We start from the raw sequence: 15,215 nt of genomic DNA, 5'->3' as shown, positions 1-15,215 counted from the left end.
CTGATAAGATGTTTTCTGATGTCAAAGTCAAATTTCAACGAAAGAACCAAATATTATTTTCTCGAGACAGCGAATGTTTACAAGAACTGATTCAGCTAATTCAACAGCAGACTCATCGAACATTAGTGATGTGGGCTTTAGGTTGCGCGAAAACACCTCTAATGGAATTTGAAGAAAAATACCCGAAAGAGAAAAGACCAAGAATCTGTCTAACCCTATGCGAAGATTGGGCGAGGGGCAAAATGAAAATGGATAAAGCCAAACGCGCTATTTTAAATTCTCATGCCGTAGCAAAAGAAATTGATGACCCGCAATATGGAGCCTTATGCCACGCCATTGGACATGCTGGAGCAACTGTTCATGTTGAAACGCATGCGTTAGGCTTGCCCATGTATGAATTAACGGCTCTAGTTTTAAAACATGGTATCGATCATTTTGAAGCACCAGTTCATGACAAAATTAATTTTTATCAGAAACGCCTGTTGTACTGGCAAGACAACACGGATAAATTGAAACTTGAGTGGGTGGACTTCCTATTGGATGACACAAAACCGAATAAAGAGCGGCTGTTGAGTGAAAAACAAAGGCCAAAATGAACAATTTCATCAGTTTTAATACTCACATTTAGTTCTTGTGGGAAATAACGGCAAGCCTATCCCGTGAAGGCTCAACAGCTTAGAACTTGTTTAAGCTGTCCTTAACTCAATCAACGATGAGATTAATAGGAATATCAGTACGGTGAGTCACACAAAAAAATGGGATGAGGCGGAAAATCCATGAATTTACTAGAGCAGATTGAGGAGCTGGACTTTGAGTTGTTGCAGTCTTTTTCCAAAAAGCAGGACCAGCCTTGGGGTGTGTTGTTCAGCAACCCGGATCAACCCGATTATTACGATGCCAACCATGCCTACGTGAACAGGCCTCCTGATGAGCCTGGCCATGTAATCAGCGAAGTCGTTTCATTTTACCGTGCCTCAGGAATCACGCCCAGGTTTTATTTGGGCAATATAGAGTCTTTGACCTCCTTTATAGAGACACTGAAAGAAAGTGGCTTTCAGATCGAACAGTTTTCACAGCCGATTCAGTTGTGGAATCAGCAACTTGCGCCGATTCCAGTGAATGAACACATTGTCATCGAGAAAGTGACCGCCCTGAATTACGATGAGGCTTTATCCGTGGAATGCCAAATTGAAGAGTTCGGCGGGAAAACGGTGCGTGAAAAAGCATTTGAGACGGAATTCAACGATTCGCGCTATCGCCACTACGTCTTGAAATACGACGGCGTCCCGTGTTCTTCTGCCTGCTTGTTTGCTCACGGAAATCAGGGAAGAGTTGAAAGTGTCGCGACCATTGAAGCATACAGAGGAAAAGGGTTAATCGGCGCGTTGTTAGAATATATACAGAAGGAAGCCCAAACCATGCAGCTCAAAAAGCTGTGGGTGCATCCGATTAACGAACGGGTCGAAAAAGTCTATGCCCGCTATGGATTCAAGACCATCCTGACATTGCAGACGTGCCATGCGTTCTTGGACGGCAAGAGCATCAAAGAGGTACAGGCTCGCTCTTGAGTGCTGCGGCTCTAAATGCCTGGATGCCCATGAGGAGGGACGCAATAGATGCAGAAACAAGCTATATTTGAGTCGAAAAGGTGCTACATCAGGCCTTTTATTGAAAGTGATTTGGACGCTTTTATTACGTACCGCAATAATCCGGAATGGATGGAGTTTCAATATTTTAAAGGTTTGGCCCGAGAAGAATATAAAGAAATTTTATTAAGAGAGCCATCTGTGGAAAAGGGTGCTCAATTAGCAATTATCCGTAAAGCCGATGAGTCCCTAATGGGGGATGTTTTTATTAAAAAAGAAGGCGAAACTTGTTGGATTGGCTATACTATTAACCCCATTTTTAAAAGACAAGGCTATGCTTATGAAACGATTAAAGCCATGATTCACTGGATCCAACAGTCATATCCCGGCCTGAAAATCAAAGCCGGAACATCTCCTGAAAACTTGGCTTCCATCCAGTTGCTTAAAAAGCTGGAGTTTACACCAGCTGGAATGGAAGAAGGCGAAATTGTTTTTCAGTATGTGTAATAAATCATTTTATGGTCTACCATAGAGAGAGCAATAAATTAAATATGTGGGGGAACTAAACGATGAAAAAATTGGTTGGAATTTTATTCTTTGTATTAATTATAGGGGTAGCTGCTGGGTATGCATTTTCACAAACAAGTTTATTTGGCGTCACTACCAATAGCAGTTCCGACGCCTCCTTGGTGAAGGACCAAATAGTAAAGATTGCGGAATTGGCATCACTTGAATATGAATATAGCAATGTCATAGTCAGTGAGACCGATAAGAACATTTCCTTGCCTGGGGTGTCGGATATTAAATTTGCAGAAGCGATCAGATTAATTGAATACGATGGGTATATAAAAGCGGGGTCCAAAGCCTCGGAAATCGAAACTTCATACGACGAGAGCACAAAGCAATTGGTAGTCAGAGTTCCAAAAGCAGAGATACTTGAGAATGTGGCGGACACTGAAAATATGGAAATAAGAGATATCAAAGATGAGTTATTCTCGGATTATCCTTCTCAGAAAATTGTAGAGGATATAAACCTTGAAAAAGAAAAGCTTGAAAAAGAGAAAGTCGAACAAGGATTCTTGGAAGAAGCAGACAAAAACACAGAAGAGATTTTAACTGCACTTCTTGAAACTCCTGCATATAACGAAGTAATTATCGAATTTTATTAATACATATCAACAAAGCCATCACAGTCTCTGACTGTGGTGGCTTTTGGGGTCCGTGGCTAATAGTTCACTCTGCCCCTCGACTAGCGTAAACTGAACATTATTAGAGTAGAAAAGGTGGTTTTGACGGATGGCCAGATTGCCGATCATGGTTGATACAGACCCGGGAATTGACGATGCGATGATGCTGACTTTGGCGTTTGCGCATGAGGAATTCTTTGATGTGCGCTTGGTGACGACGTGTTCGGGGAATATTTCGCAGGACAAGACGAATTATAATGCACGCACCTTCCTCAGTTATATCGGGGCGGAGGTAGAAGTGGCGCGCGGGTTGGAGCAGCCGATGTTCCGTGAACTTGAGATGGCAGAAGAGATTCACGGGGAGAGCGGGTTCGGCAATGTCGAGTTTCCGTCGCCGACTTTGCCGGTGAGCGAACGGCCGGCCGTTTCTGCGATGCGGGAAACTTTGCTTTCGAGCGAGGAGAAAATGACCCTAGTCGCTACCGGCCCTTTGACGAATGTGGCGGCGTTATTATTGGCACATCCGGAAGTGAAGCCGAAAATCGAGCGCATTTCGTGGATGGGCGGAGCGGCAGTGGGCGGCAATATGTCACCGTCCGCTGAATTCAATGCCTATGTCGACCCGCACGCAGTCGAAATCGTCTTCCGCTCAGGCGTTCCGGTCGTCATGAGCGGTTTGGATGTGACGCATAAAGCATTCGTGACGCTGGAGGAAGCGAAAGGTATTTTGGCTATCGGTACCGAATTTGCTAAGAAGGCATACGGCCTCGTCACGCATTATTTGGATGTTATCAAGAAAACGCCTTTTCACGAGGAAAATTACGACCAGGTTCTGCATTTCCACGATGTCTGCGCAGTCATGTGTTTATTAAAACCGGAATTGTTTGAAGGACAGGATTGCTATGTGGAAGCTTCACTCGAAGGCATTACAGCAGGTGCCACGGTGGTCGATTTCACGAATCGGACAGGCGAAAAGCCGAATGTCCATGTGTTGCATAGCGTGGACCGGGAAGCGTTCGTTGCAGAATTCGTGAAAGCCGTCAAGGTGATTTCGGACCGTGTGGAATCACGTTGATTCGTTTTATATTTTGGATTCGATAGCTTAACAACTCATAAGAAAGCAAGGTGAAGCGACATGAAAATCATCGTATTCGGGGCGACAGGCGGTGTTGGCCGATCGGTCGTCGAGCAAGCATTGGAGCACGGTTATGAAGTGACGGCGTTTGTGCGGACTCCGGACAAATTGAAAGTGACCGGTGAAAAGTTAACGGTATTGCAGGGAGATGCGTTCCACGTGGAACAAGTCGCCGCAGCAATCGCCGGCCATGACGCGGTCGTATCGTGTTTGGGTTCCAATCAAGGGATGAAAAAGTCAGCGGATCTACAAACGATGGCGAAAAATATCGTGGCGGGCATGCAACAGCATGGCGTCAAGCGCATCGTTTACACGGCATCGGCAGGAATTAACGATGAACTTCCGGGCATAGGCGGCAAAGTGATGATGGGTGTGCTCAAGCAGGTGCTGATCGATCACCGTGCCGCCGTAGATGCCATTCAAGCGGCTGGGCTGACCTATACAATCGTCCGGCCGATGGGCTTGACCAATGATTCGTTTACGGGGCATTACCGGGAGTCAGAACAAGGCGTGCCGGGTAAATCAAAGACCATTCCACGGGCGGATGTGGCGCATTTCATCGTCAAGGCACTGGGAAATGCAGAGTATGAAAACAAGTCGATCGGGATTGCGACGTGAATCATGAGGTGGCTTTCAGAGTGTGGAATAGGTTTTAATCTGCTATAAGTAAAAAAGAGATTAGCTTTGCGACATTAAGTAATCAATGGCCTATCTGAGTATTTGGAGAAGCGTTTGCTCGACTCCTGTGGATCAGCGAGACGACCCGAGACCCCGCAAGGCGCAAAGCGACTGAGGAGGCTTGGGCGCGAGCCCACGGAAAGCGAGCGATAAGCTTCGGAAAATACGATTAACTAGAGTTTCTCGACAAGCGAAGCAGCTGCAACTATTGCGGCTGCTTTTTTCGTTCATTCCCACGATTTTCTTTAGGGCGGATTTGGCTTATAGTAGAAACATCTGTTCACGCGAATTTTTCCGCAGTAAAGAATGAGGTGTACCATGGCGTTTTTGTCGCGATTTAAATTAAGTACGATCATTATCCTGTTTGTGCTATTGGTGGTGTTGGTGTCGCTGGTGATTACCAATCTGCTGGTGGCCGATACATCAGGCGACCGGATTGAGCAGCAGCTGGAAGATAAAGCCGTCAGCATTTCCCGCACCGCCGCAGAGTCGCAAGTCATTCACGAAGGCTTGGAGAGGGAAGCGGCGGAAGCGAATATACAGGATTATGCGCTGGCCGTGCAACAAGCCGCCGATGTGTTGTTTGTCGTCGTCATGGATATGGACGGCATCCGCAAATCGCATCCGAATCCCGACAATATCGGCAAGGCGTTTGCCGGTGGCGATGAACTCCGCGTGCTAGAGGGCGAGGAATACACCTCGCGTGCGGAAGGGACGCTCGGGCAATCGGTCCGTGCGTTCACGCCGGTGTTTGATGAAAACAATAATCAAATCGGCGCAGTCGCGGTCGGCATTTCCTTGGAGGAAGTAGAAGCGGCGGTCGGGCAAAACCGGCAGACCATCTGGATCGGTTCGCTGACTGGTTTATTGTTCGGCATTATCGGCGCATTGTTTTTGGCGCGTTATATTAAAAAGAGCCTGTTCGGGCTGGAGCCTCCCGAAATCGCGCGCATCCACGAAGAACGCAATCAGATGCTTCATTCCGTTTACGAAGGCGTCATCGCGATCGACCAAAATTCACGTATCATGCTCGCCAACCGGTCCGCGAGAGAGCTGTTCGAAAAAGCAGGATTCAAAGACCGTGAGCCGATCGGCCAGGACATCCATGAATTTCTGCCGGGTCTTGTGACGAGTAATGTGTTGGTTGAAAAAGGCACCGTTTTGGATGAGGAGCAGGAGCTTAATGGCCTGTCGATCCTGTCGAACCAAGTGCCTTTATTGGTGAATGACCAAGTGATCGGCGCGATGGTGACATTCCGGGACAAGACGGAAATCGATTTGCTTGCCGAACAATTGACCGGCGTCGAGATGTATGCGGAAACTTTGCGGGCGCAATCGCACGAATTCATGAATCAACTGCATGTCTTGCTCGGCTTGATTAAAATGGAGCAATACGAGCAAGTGTCGCAGTTTATCGCGAAATTGGTCGACCACCAGGCCGTGGAAGTCGGCAATGTGACGCGCTCCATTAAGGATCCTGTGCTGGCAGGCTTTGTCCTTGGGAAAATCAGTTTCGCGAGAGAAGCGCAGGTGGAACTGATGATCAACTGCGAGACCGATATTCCAAAACCGGACGACCCCGCGGTCACGCACGAGTTGATTACGATCATCGGCAATGTGGTCGACAACGCGATCGATAACGTCCAAGCGACTCACCAAAAGCGGGTGCACGCCGCATTTTCCTATGTCGATGAATTGCTGACGATCACGATCAGCGATTCAGGAACCGGCATCGACGAAGAATTGCAGGAAACGATGTTCGCGAAAGGCGTCTCCAGCAAGGAAGGCTACCATCGCGGCTTCGGATTGTATTTGGTGAAAAACAGCGTAGACAAACTCGAAGGCTCGATTGAAGTGGCCTCCGGGGACAATGAAGGCACGACCTTCGAGTTGGTGCTGCCGTATGAAGCAAGGGGTGAAAAGGATGATTAAAGTAATGATAGTAGAAGATGACCCAATGGTGGCTGCGTTGAACCGGCAATTCGTCGAGCGCATGGACGGTTTTGAGGTGATCGGCACCGCTGGAAATGCCCAGCAGGCCATCGCGATACTGGCGGAGTCGGATATCGATTTGGTGTTGCTCGACATCCACATGCCGGGATTGACCGGCATCGAATTTTTGCATATGCTCCGTGAACAACAGCAGGACCTCGATGTCATCTTGATCACGGCGGCCTCTGAAATCCAGCAAATTCAGCACGCCTTAAGGCTTGGTACTTCCGATTATTTGATCAAGCCCTTCGAGTTCAGCCGTTTCCAGGAAGCGCTCCTGCAATACCAAAATAATTTCCATAAATTGCACGATAATAAACAAATCAGCCAGCAGGAAATCGACAGCCTGCTCGGCAGAAAACAGCAGTCCCCGTCTCCATCAGCGACTGTCCAGCATTTGCCGAAAGGGCTGACCAAAACGACCTTGCAAACCATCCAGCAAGTGATCCTGTCGAACGAAGCTGCGGTGTTTTCGACAGATGAACTGGCGCAGTCGGCCCACATTTCCAGGGTGTCGGTTCGGAAATACCTAAAATTCCTCAGCGCTATCGGCTATTTGCAGGAAGACTTGACCTACGGGGTAGGGCGGCCCATCTATCAATACCGGGTAAATCCCCAGGGGGCCAGCCGCCTTGATCCATATCTATAAAAGCATCGAGGCTGTGCTTTATTTTCATGTATAATCACAAAGAACCCGGTAAGCTTATCGTAAAAGCTTACCGGGTTCTTTAATGTCATAAATTTGAAAAGCATTTATTTTTGCAGCACTTCTAAAAAATGGCGGGAAACTTCTTTGATTGCGTCGGCCGATTGAGGGTAGTAGCCGAGCTTTCTGACAAATGCATGATCCATTCCTTTATATTTAAAATGCCGGACGGGAACTTCTGCTTCCAGCAATTGGGCGGAAAACTCTTCACCTTGAATTCGCAAAAAATCGAACTCAGCTGTCACAATCGTCGTAGGCGGCAAGTTGGTCTTATCTGCACGCAGTAGAGGGGAAACAAGCGGCAGAAACATATCTTCTAAATTAGTGAGATAGAGCGCCTGAATGAAACTTAGAGAATCTTTCATGGTCACCAGTTCCTGGCGAATCAACTCGGCATCCTTCGACATATCATAATGGTTTATATTCCACGTGTTTCTTGAGATGTCCGATAAATCCACCAGCGGGCAGAGCATGCCTATATAACATATGTTCCATTTCTCCTCTAAACTTAATTGATGCACTCCCAGAGCAAGATTCCCCCCGACGCTATCTCCCACAAGGCCTATCTGATCAACATCAACATTAAACTTTTCGGGATTTTCATAAATATATCGCACGGTTCCGAGACAGTCGTTCAAGCCGTCCTGATAAGGGTACTCCGGTGCCAAGCGGTATTCCACCCCCACTACTACAGCATGGGCTTCTTGCGCTAGGAACTTGCAGATGTTTTCCATCACGTCCATATCCCGTTCGAAAAAACCTCCTCCATGAAGGTAAACGAGGACTGGCTTTTTTTCTGTTGTCCGGTTATAGATGTTTAAGGAAACTTCATGATCCTCCATCGGTATTTCTAACGCTTCCGAACGAATTCCACTGCTTAAATCTTTATTATTGAGTTCGACTCTTTTTCGGGTAATCTCCAGGTCGTCGATTTCGAGTGGGCGCCTGCCATGTGGATCGGCTTCATTAGTAAGGAATTCTTTTACTCGGGGGTCTAAACCGCGGCTCTCTTCTTCAAAAGGAATTTCCTTATTAATGATGACTAATTTCTCTTTTTTTGAATGTGTTGTATTTTCCTGTAATCTTGCGGTTAGCTCTTCTTGCGTATGGCTCATCCTGTACCATCCTCCTTAGCAACACAGCGGGGTATATGCCTATGGGCTCCCGACTGTAAAATATATGAAATACCCATTCTCTTTTAACCGAGCGTTGCTGGGACTCTGCTCGGAAAATCAAATGACAGAAAAAACAGTATTTACTATTTGTATTCACTTGTTTGTTGAAAAAGAAACATATAATCAAGCATCCAGAGGCTTTTAAGGTTTTTATTGTGATAAATGTACTGGCGGCCAAAGCTTTTCGGCTACTTTTTTTAATTACAATAAAACCAATACTTTCATAAGCTAGAAGTTGTCTGAAATTTGTCTAAAATATGAAATACATTGAAAGCGCTTACCAAAACAGCGCAAGCTCAAGAAAACGAGGTGTCCAGCGATGAAGGAAACAAACAAGATCCCGCCGCAGTTGCCGGCGAGAAATTTGAAAGACAAATTCACGATTTTCAATATGCCGATTCTATGGTTCGGGGTTTTCGCAGTTATTGCGATTTACGCGATGTATACCGAAAACTTGCCGGCCGGCATGATCGGCGCATTGCTCATTACCATGGTGCTCGGTGAATTATTGGGCTGGTTCGGCAATCATATGCCGATCGTCCGCACATTCCTTGGAGGCGGCGCGATTGTCGCTATTTTCGGATCCGCCTATATGGTCTATAGTGGGCTTATGCCTGAAAGTACGACAGCAGGAATTACGGAATTCATGAAAGACGGCGATTTCCTCAACTTCTATATTGCGGCTTTGATTACCGGCAGTATTTTAGGGATGGAATCGAAGATCTTGGTAAAAGCGGGCGTTCGCTACGCCTTGCCATTGCTCGCTGCGGTGGCAGGAGCGGTTGGACTGGCTGCCTTAGTCGGAATGGTATTGGGCTTCAGTGTCCAGGAAGCGGTGCTCGTCATCGCCATGCCGATCATGGGCGGCGGCATGGGGGCAGGCGCTGTGCCGATGTCCCAAGTCTATTCGGAAATGCTTGGCAATGAGCCCGGGTATTACCTATCGATTTTAGTGCCGGCTTTGGCACTCGGCAATGTCTTCGCCATCATTTTGGCGAGTGTATTGAACTTGATTGGCGATAAATACCCGAGTTTGACGGGGAATGGCCAGCTGATCCGCAATTTCCATTACGAGAAAAAAGAAACGCCGAGCTACGATTTGGCCAAAATGGGCATCGGCGTCTTGGCTGCTGTATCGTTCTATATTTTAGGAAACTTATTGGGTGATTTTATCCCGCTTCATCCATACGCGATCATGATCGTTTTGGTGGCAGCGCTCAAAGTTGCCAACGTCATGCCGGAAATTATCGTAGAAGGCGCGAGCCAGTGGTATGAGTTTGTGGCGCGCAACTGGACCAATGCGTTGTTGGTCGGCATTGGGGTCGCGTATACGGACCTTGAAGCCGTGCTCAATGCCTTGAGCATCCAATACGTGCTCATCGTCTTGGCAGTCGTCATCGGTGCCGTCATCGGTGCCGGTGTGGTCGGGAAGTTCATGGGCTTCTACCCGATCGAAGCGGCCATCACAGCAGGGCTATGTATGGCGAATATGGGCGGAACGGGCGATGTCGCAGTGCTGTCTGCGGCAAGACGCATGGAATTGATGCCATTTGCGCAAATTTCGTCCCGTCTCGGCGGCGCGTTGATCTTATTATTGGCCAGTATATTTATACCGTTTTTCATTTAATAAATTAAAAAAACCTAGCTTTCCGATGCTTACCACTCGCTTTCCGTGGGCTCGCGCCCAAGCCTCCTCAGTTGCTGCGCGCCTTGCGGGGTCTCGGTCGTCTCGCTGATCCACAGCAGTCGAGTGGATGCTTCTCCAAGCTACTTTAGAAGTTTAAATTTATTGTAAATGTATACGTTTTGCCAACTAGAAATCTATTGGCTTTTTATAATCTGAGGGAGGGGAGAAATCCTTTCCCTCTTTCTGATGGAGAGTGAATGTCGTGGTTGTTACGGAAATCATCAATGTCATTTTGCCGGTCTTTATTTTGCTCGGCATCGGTTTTTTTGTCGGCCGATTCATGGATATAGAAAAGAAGCCGGTGTCGGATTTGTGCATTTACGTGTTCAGCCCGGCGTTGTTTTTCCATTCCGTCACGACATCTTCATTGGATTTGGGGGATTTGGGGCGGATTGTGTTGTTTGCCGTCTTGTTATTCGTCTTGTTTGCGGTGCTGATTCAGCTTCTCGGCATCGTATTTAGATGGAATTTATCGTACCGCAACACGATGATGCTCGCGAGCGCGTTTCCGAATACCGGGAATTACGGCTTGCCGATCGTGTTGTTCGCCTTTGGGGACGAAGGGATGGCCATCGCCATTATTTACGTCGTCATGCAATCTTTGCTGATGAATTCGGCTGGCATCTTTTATGCTTCGAACCATGCGGATGTGTCCAAGAAGGCGATTTTTATTACCATCATCCGCATGCCCGGGTTTATTGCCATCACCATCGGGCTGGTTCTAAAAATAGCGGGCATCGCGGTTCCTGAGGCGATTGGGAATGCGACGGGCTTGCTTGGGCAGGCGGCGGTGCCGGTGCTGTTGACGCTGCTCGGAATCACCTTGGCATCGATTCAGATCAAAACCGTGTTGAAGTTTATCGGTACGGCGGCCGTGCTGAAATTGGCTGCGTTCCCGGCGATCGCGTTCGTGCTGTTGGCCTGGCTGTATCCGGGCGGGTCACTGGAAGCAAAAGTGCTGCTCATTTCTGCGGCGACTCCGGCAGCTGCCACGACGACGCTGTTGGCTATCAAATTCGATATGAACCCGGATATGGTGTCGAGCGCGATGTTCGTCAGCACCTTGGCGAGCATCGTTACCATTCCGGTCTTGCTGTTGATCCTTTAAAACGGTGACTGCCTGGAAAAAATAAATAAGGAGTCATCCCTAAGTTGCTTAGGGATGACTCCTTATTTTTATATGTGTAGTTATTGAACTGCTTCGTCCAACTCCACCGTCACTTCCTGCAAGCCTTCTTTGTTCAAAGTCGCAAAATACACACGGCGCTCATCGAGAAATACGCCGGTGGTGCCGGACGTTCCCCAGCTGATATCCAATGAATCAGAAGAATTCAGCTGGAGCTGATCGTCCGAAATGTGGACGGTGAAATAATTCGCGGGCAGCTGCGGGAAGACCAATGTATTTCCTTCTATAGCCGGGGCGGCTTCCCGGACCAGGCGGGGGGACGTGATTTGGTCGAGGAGTTCCCCTTCTTTTGACAGCAATGATAAAGTGCCGCCTTGATCTGTCTGGGCAGCGACGACGTATTGTTGTGCTTCGGGTACATAAGAAACACTGTAAATATAAAAGTCCACTTGCGGCAATAATTCGGTTGGCGTGACGGTCAGTTCGTTTGCCTCTGGATCATAAACGGCAAAACGGAGGGCGGCTTCGCTCGCGTCGTCATTGAACTGCTGCCAAACGAGCAGTGCATTATCTTCAGAAGCGGCAAGCATCGGCCAGCTGTCGCGGTCGTCTGGTTGGGATAGGTTTATTTCATGCAAAACTTCGCCTTCATTTGAAACGGTTGAGACGATGACTTCCTTGCCTGAACCGAGGTCATTGACACCGCCGCCGTTAACCCAGCCGTGGGACCAAAAAAGGACGTGATGCGCATTTGTCGAAGCCGTATGCCCGGAATGCCCGCCGTCTCGCAAGGTGCCTTCATGCAAAAGCTGCCAATTGTCATCATAGAGTTTATAACGCTGGGAAACATTATTGGTTGAATCATAGCCGTCCTCGTAGGTGATGATGGTCGTTTCATCGGTTGAACTGGCGCTGACCGGTTCTTGTGCTTCGGGACTGGAAACGAGTGTGTCGAATTGGCTTTCGCCGATTTCTTTTTTATAAATATCATGGGTCCAGCCATCCTTGCGCTGTTCCTCACTTTTTTCAGACCATAGCACCGAGTTTCCGATGATGGACACGCCGTGTGTATATTTCCTTGTATCTTCGGTTGGCTGGACCGGCTGTGTGGAACAGCCGGCCAGCATGAACAAGGCAATCAGGGAAATCCATTTTTTCATTATCATTCCGCCTTTATATTACTTTATTCAGCGTGGCGGGAGAAACGGGCAATTGAAAGTTCGAGATGGAGAAATACTGTTTCACTAGGGCCAAATGAAGATAGCATAAAACTGGTTTATTGAACAAAAAAGGAAAGCTCCGTATAGAAAGGAGCTTCCTCACCAAACGCCCAGAAGCAACAAGCGCTGTAGTAGTGGTTGCAAAACTTAGTTATTTTCCAAATAAGGAAGCAGGACGTCGTCAAAAGTGGTTTGATTGACGATGATCCGGTTGATCCAATAATTGTCATCTGATGTTCGGATGGTTTGGGGAGCTAGAATGTGGCCGGCTTCAAGCCCTTGCTCCTTCAATACGCGAACCACCCGTTCGTTGGTGTTGCCGTAAGGATAAGCGAAACTTTTTACTTTAACACCGAGTTCGGATTCGATCGTTTCGACGCTTTTTTTCAAATCTTTTTTGAACGCATCAATTTGCTCGGGGACCAAAAAGACGGGTGTATCGCCTTCGAAGCGATGCATATCAAAAGTGTGGGAGCCAAAATCAGCCAATCCGCTGTTTTTCATCTCCCGCAACTGGTCCCAAGTGGACATTTCCAAGTTGCTGAAGTCCTTATTGCCGACTTGCCCTGCAATGACGAACAAGGTAAAGGGAACATTTGCTTCTTTTAAGATCGGAAAAGCATTTTCATAAACCGAGACATCGATATCATCAAATGAAATCCATACGCATTTTTCAGGAAAGTCGCCACTCGCTTTCGCTTTCAATAATTGTTCTTCGTTCAAAAAGTTCGCATCTGCTGCCACCAAAGCATCGATTTGTGCTTTAAATTCACTTTGCAGCACGCTGTATTGCACCAGCTCGTTGGTTTGCAGCACACTGCGTGCCGATTTAACAAGCAAATCATCGTTTTGGACACGGTGGTAATTCAATCCGAGACAGCCGTCTTCGATCAATTTTTCAGGGAAGGACATGGCGGGCTTGTCTTCTGAGAAAGCCTCGACGAAAAGGTCTTTTCGCGATAGGAAAAACAAGCTAATTAATGCGATAATGGTCGTCCAAATAAAGATCTTTTTGATCAATGCTCTCACCTCCAAGAGGAACAATCGGGTTCGTTTCAAAAACGGCATAGTCTTCGCTTTGCAGTTTCTCGATCGCTTCTATTTTCATCAACCCCAACGACTTAAGTTCGGCATTGCTTGTCGGGGAAGGGTAGCGCCGTCTTCTTAAAGTGCCGAACCTCTTCTTATTGTAGACATGATTCAAATACAGCAACGTATACAACAGCAGGAAGACGCCAAGGGCTGCCGCAATGAATAGGCGGATGTCTTGATTGACCATGTTAAAGGAAGAATTCATGACCCGTGTCAGAATGTTATTAAAGCCGAAAGTGGCGGAGACGATAAATGAGACGACTAATACACTATAAAGCCAGCACAGCATCGAAAAGATGAAATCGATGCTGGCGTAGAGCCAGGGGCGCTTGACGACGATCAGGAAACTTTCTTCTTCATACCGCGGTCTGGGCTGTTCCATACAGCGTAACCTCCTTTAAGGCGAGATGAGATTGTTTTCGGGATGGCTGCGATGACGACAGCGGTATTGATCATCCAATAAAGTGCTGGATACCAAGCGGCCCAGAAATAGTATTTCAATTTCCCGTTATAGCGGGAGTCAATGGACAGGGCAATGAATAATTGAATGAGGCTGATGAACACCAAGGCGAAGGAACTGAAGGTGAACCAGAACAGCATTTCCTGCAGCGTAGTAGCCGTGAACAATAACAATAGCGTGATGAACAGCCAGCAGAAAGCCCATAGAATGCTGAACCATTGTTCAAGATAAATGAGCCAGATTCTGCGCTGTTTCCAGTTGAACAATACTTTCCAGTGGCGCAGGATGACTTCCTGCCCGCCTTGCGCCCAGCGGACCCGCTGTTTCCAAATGCCCGATACCGTTTCCGGCACCAGCATCCAGCACAGCGCACGGGGTTCGTAGCGGATATCCCAGAAACGCTTTTGGAGTTTCCAGCTGACCGCGATGTCTTCGGTGATCATGTCGCGGTCCCATAAGCCGACATCGACGAGCGCTTTTTTGCGGTAAGCGACGACCACGCCGGAAACGGTCATTACTTTTCCGAGCAGCCGTTGCGTCCGCTTGATCGCCCCGATGATCGAAGCGTATTCGACCAGCTGCATCCGGCTAAGCAAGTTGTTGCGGTTGCGGATCGTAGGATTGCCGGTTACAGCGCCGACCCGTTCGCCTTGTTCGAAGAACTGATGGATCAAATAATAAGGGGCGGTATCAGCAAGTAGGGCATCCGAATCGACACAAATGAGGTATTCCGATCTGGAAGCGAATAAGCCGACTTGCAACGCGTTCGCCTTGCCGCGGTTTTCCTGCAGCTGGATGGCCCGAACATCCCCGTATTGCGCGGCCAATCTTCTGATGATCCCGCTCGTCTCATCTTTCGAACCGTCATTGATTAAAATGATTTCTTTTTTCGGATAAGACAGTCCAACCAGGTTGCGGACGGTTTCTTCGATGGTTTCTTCTTCGTTATAGCAAGGAACCAGGATGCTGATCATGGGCCAATCAAATGCTTCAATGTCTAAAGGCTCGCTTTTCAACTCCTTGGTTCTAAGGAAAAGGATAGAACCGGCTATCCAGAAAAGGGCCATCGCAAAAGGATAAACAAAAACATATCCTGTCATGAAACTATAAGGGCCAGAAAACAGCTGGGAAAATTCCATTGAGGTGCCTCCTTATTAATTTTTTATTTTGT

The 15,215-nt window shown here is 47.7% G+C and carries 15 protein-coding genes; 10 read left to right on the top strand and 5 right to left on the bottom strand.

Annotated features, from left to right (window positions below):
- The first annotated feature begins 8 nt into the window (after nt 1-8).
- The 8 genes from G3255_RS17755 to G3255_RS17720 all read left to right on the top strand — a co-directional run bounded on the left by G3255_RS17755 (nt 9) and on the right by G3255_RS17720 (nt 7,227).
- On the top strand, nt 9-596 hold the full coding sequence (locus G3255_RS17755) for a putative immunity protein (protein WP_211655688.1): 588 nt from the start codon (nt 9-11) through the stop codon (nt 594-596).
- A 180-nt stretch (nt 597-776) separates the two neighbouring features.
- Nucleotides 777-1,568, top strand: a complete 792-nt coding sequence (locus G3255_RS17750) for a GNAT family N-acetyltransferase (RefSeq protein WP_211655687.1) — start codon at nt 777-779, stop codon at nt 1,566-1,568.
- Between the two features lie 48 nt (nt 1,569-1,616).
- Complete coding sequence (locus G3255_RS17745; RefSeq protein WP_211655686.1) at nt 1,617-2,093, top strand: GNAT family N-acetyltransferase; 477 nt, start codon at nt 1,617-1,619, stop codon at nt 2,091-2,093.
- A gap of 62 nt (nt 2,094-2,155) precedes the next feature.
- Complete coding sequence (locus G3255_RS17740; RefSeq protein WP_211655685.1) at nt 2,156-2,755, top strand: DUF4230 domain-containing protein; 600 nt, start codon at nt 2,156-2,158, stop codon at nt 2,753-2,755.
- Between the two features lie 127 nt (nt 2,756-2,882).
- Nucleotides 2,883-3,848, top strand: coding sequence for a nucleoside hydrolase (locus tag G3255_RS17735; RefSeq protein WP_211655684.1), 966 nt, complete (start codon nt 2,883-2,885; stop codon nt 3,846-3,848).
- A gap of 60 nt (nt 3,849-3,908) precedes the next feature.
- Nucleotides 3,909-4,526: an NAD(P)-dependent oxidoreductase gene (locus tag G3255_RS17730; RefSeq protein WP_211655683.1), complete on the top strand. Its 618-nt coding sequence runs from the start codon at nt 3,909-3,911 to the stop codon at nt 4,524-4,526.
- Nucleotides 4,527-4,904: 378 nt separating this feature from the next.
- Nucleotides 4,905-6,518: a DcuS/MalK family sensor histidine kinase gene (gene dcuS / locus G3255_RS17725; RefSeq protein WP_211655682.1), complete on the top strand. Its 1,614-nt coding sequence runs from the start codon at nt 4,905-4,907 to the stop codon at nt 6,516-6,518.
- On the top strand, nt 6,511-7,227 hold the full coding sequence (locus tag G3255_RS17720) for a response regulator (RefSeq protein ID WP_211655681.1): 717 nt from the start codon (nt 6,511-6,513) through the stop codon (nt 7,225-7,227). The genes dcuS and G3255_RS17720 overlap by 8 nt, the downstream gene beginning before the upstream one ends.
- Nucleotides 7,228-7,331: 104 nt before the next feature.
- Here G3255_RS17720 and G3255_RS17715 read toward each other — a convergent pair whose 3' ends face one another.
- Nucleotides 7,332-8,399 carry an alpha/beta hydrolase gene (locus G3255_RS17715; protein WP_211655680.1) on the bottom strand — a complete coding sequence of 356 codons (1,068 nt, stop codon included), beginning with the start codon at nt 8,397-8,399 and terminating at the stop codon, nt 7,332-7,334.
- A gap of 379 nt (nt 8,400-8,778) precedes the next feature.
- Here G3255_RS17715 and G3255_RS17710 point away from each other — a divergent pair, with 379 nt between their 5' ends.
- The gene (locus tag G3255_RS17710) at nt 8,779-10,086 is read left to right on the top strand and encodes a 2-hydroxycarboxylate transporter family protein (RefSeq protein WP_211655679.1); all 1,308 of its coding nucleotides are present in this window, start codon (nt 8,779-8,781) and stop codon (nt 10,084-10,086) included.
- A 262-nt stretch (nt 10,087-10,348) separates the two neighbouring features.
- Complete coding sequence (locus G3255_RS17705) at nt 10,349-11,254, top strand: AEC family transporter (protein WP_211655678.1); 906 nt, start codon at nt 10,349-10,351, stop codon at nt 11,252-11,254.
- A gap of 80 nt (nt 11,255-11,334) precedes the next feature.
- On the opposite strand, the gene G3255_RS17700 is transcribed toward G3255_RS17705, so the two are convergent.
- From G3255_RS17700 to pgaC, 4 genes are all read right to left on the bottom strand, one after another.
- Entirely contained in the window at nt 11,335-12,432 is a 1,098-nt protein-coding gene (locus G3255_RS17700; protein ID WP_211655677.1) for a hypothetical protein, read from the bottom strand.
- A 207-nt stretch (nt 12,433-12,639) separates the two neighbouring features.
- Complete coding sequence (locus tag G3255_RS17695) at nt 12,640-13,512, bottom strand: polysaccharide deacetylase family protein (RefSeq protein ID WP_211655676.1); 873 nt, start codon at nt 13,510-13,512, stop codon at nt 12,640-12,642.
- Nucleotides 13,466-13,966: a hypothetical protein gene (locus G3255_RS17690; protein ID WP_211655675.1), complete on the bottom strand. Its 501-nt coding sequence runs from the start codon at nt 13,964-13,966 to the stop codon at nt 13,466-13,468. Before G3255_RS17690 ends, G3255_RS17695 begins: the two co-directional genes overlap by 47 nt.
- Complete coding sequence (gene pgaC, locus G3255_RS17685; RefSeq protein ID WP_211655674.1) at nt 13,924-15,183, bottom strand: poly-beta-1,6-N-acetyl-D-glucosamine synthase; 1,260 nt, start codon at nt 15,181-15,183, stop codon at nt 13,924-13,926. The genes G3255_RS17690 and pgaC overlap by 43 nt, the downstream gene beginning before the upstream one ends.
- Nucleotides 15,184-15,215 lie beyond the last annotated feature (32 nt).

Source organism: Planococcus sp. MSAK28401, from assembly GCF_018283455.1.
In the GTDB taxonomy this organism is placed as follows: domain Bacteria; phylum Bacillota; class Bacilli; order Bacillales_A; family Planococcaceae; genus Planococcus; species Planococcus alpniumensis.
Note: the sequence above shows the minus strand (reverse complement) of the source record. Positions and strands in the feature narration are given on the sequence as shown.

Bases quoted from the DNA above. Each gene is read 5' to 3' on its own strand.
- G3255_RS17755 (WP_211655688.1), top strand. From the start codon at position 9: ATGTTTTCTGATGTCAAAGTCAAATTTCAACGAAAGAACCAAATATTA.
- G3255_RS17750 (WP_211655687.1), top strand. From the start codon at position 777: ATGAATTTACTAGAGCAGATTGAGGAGCTGGACTTTGAGTTGTTGCAG.
- G3255_RS17745 (WP_211655686.1), top strand. From the start codon at position 1,617: ATGCAGAAACAAGCTATATTTGAGTCGAAAAGGTGCTACATCAGGCCT.
- G3255_RS17740 (WP_211655685.1), top strand. From the start codon at position 2,156: ATGAAAAAATTGGTTGGAATTTTATTCTTTGTATTAATTATAGGGGTA.
- G3255_RS17735 (WP_211655684.1), top strand. From the start codon at position 2,883: ATGGCCAGATTGCCGATCATGGTTGATACAGACCCGGGAATTGACGAT.
- G3255_RS17730 (WP_211655683.1), top strand. From the start codon at position 3,909: ATGAAAATCATCGTATTCGGGGCGACAGGCGGTGTTGGCCGATCGGTC.
- dcuS (WP_211655682.1), top strand. From the start codon at position 4,905: ATGGCGTTTTTGTCGCGATTTAAATTAAGTACGATCATTATCCTGTTT.
- G3255_RS17720 (WP_211655681.1), top strand. From the start codon at position 6,511: ATGATTAAAGTAATGATAGTAGAAGATGACCCAATGGTGGCTGCGTTG.
- G3255_RS17715 (WP_211655680.1), bottom strand. From the start codon at position 8,399: ATGAGCCATACGCAAGAAGAGCTAACCGCAAGATTACAGGAAAATACA.
- G3255_RS17710 (WP_211655679.1), top strand. From the start codon at position 8,779: ATGAAGGAAACAAACAAGATCCCGCCGCAGTTGCCGGCGAGAAATTTG.
- G3255_RS17700 (WP_211655677.1), bottom strand. From the start codon at position 12,432: ATGAAAAAATGGATTTCCCTGATTGCCTTGTTCATGCTGGCCGGCTGT.
- G3255_RS17690 (WP_211655675.1), bottom strand. From the start codon at position 13,966: ATGGAACAGCCCAGACCGCGGTATGAAGAAGAAAGTTTCCTGATCGTC.
- pgaC (WP_211655674.1), bottom strand. From the start codon at position 15,183: ATGGAATTTTCCCAGCTGTTTTCTGGCCCTTATAGTTTCATGACAGGA.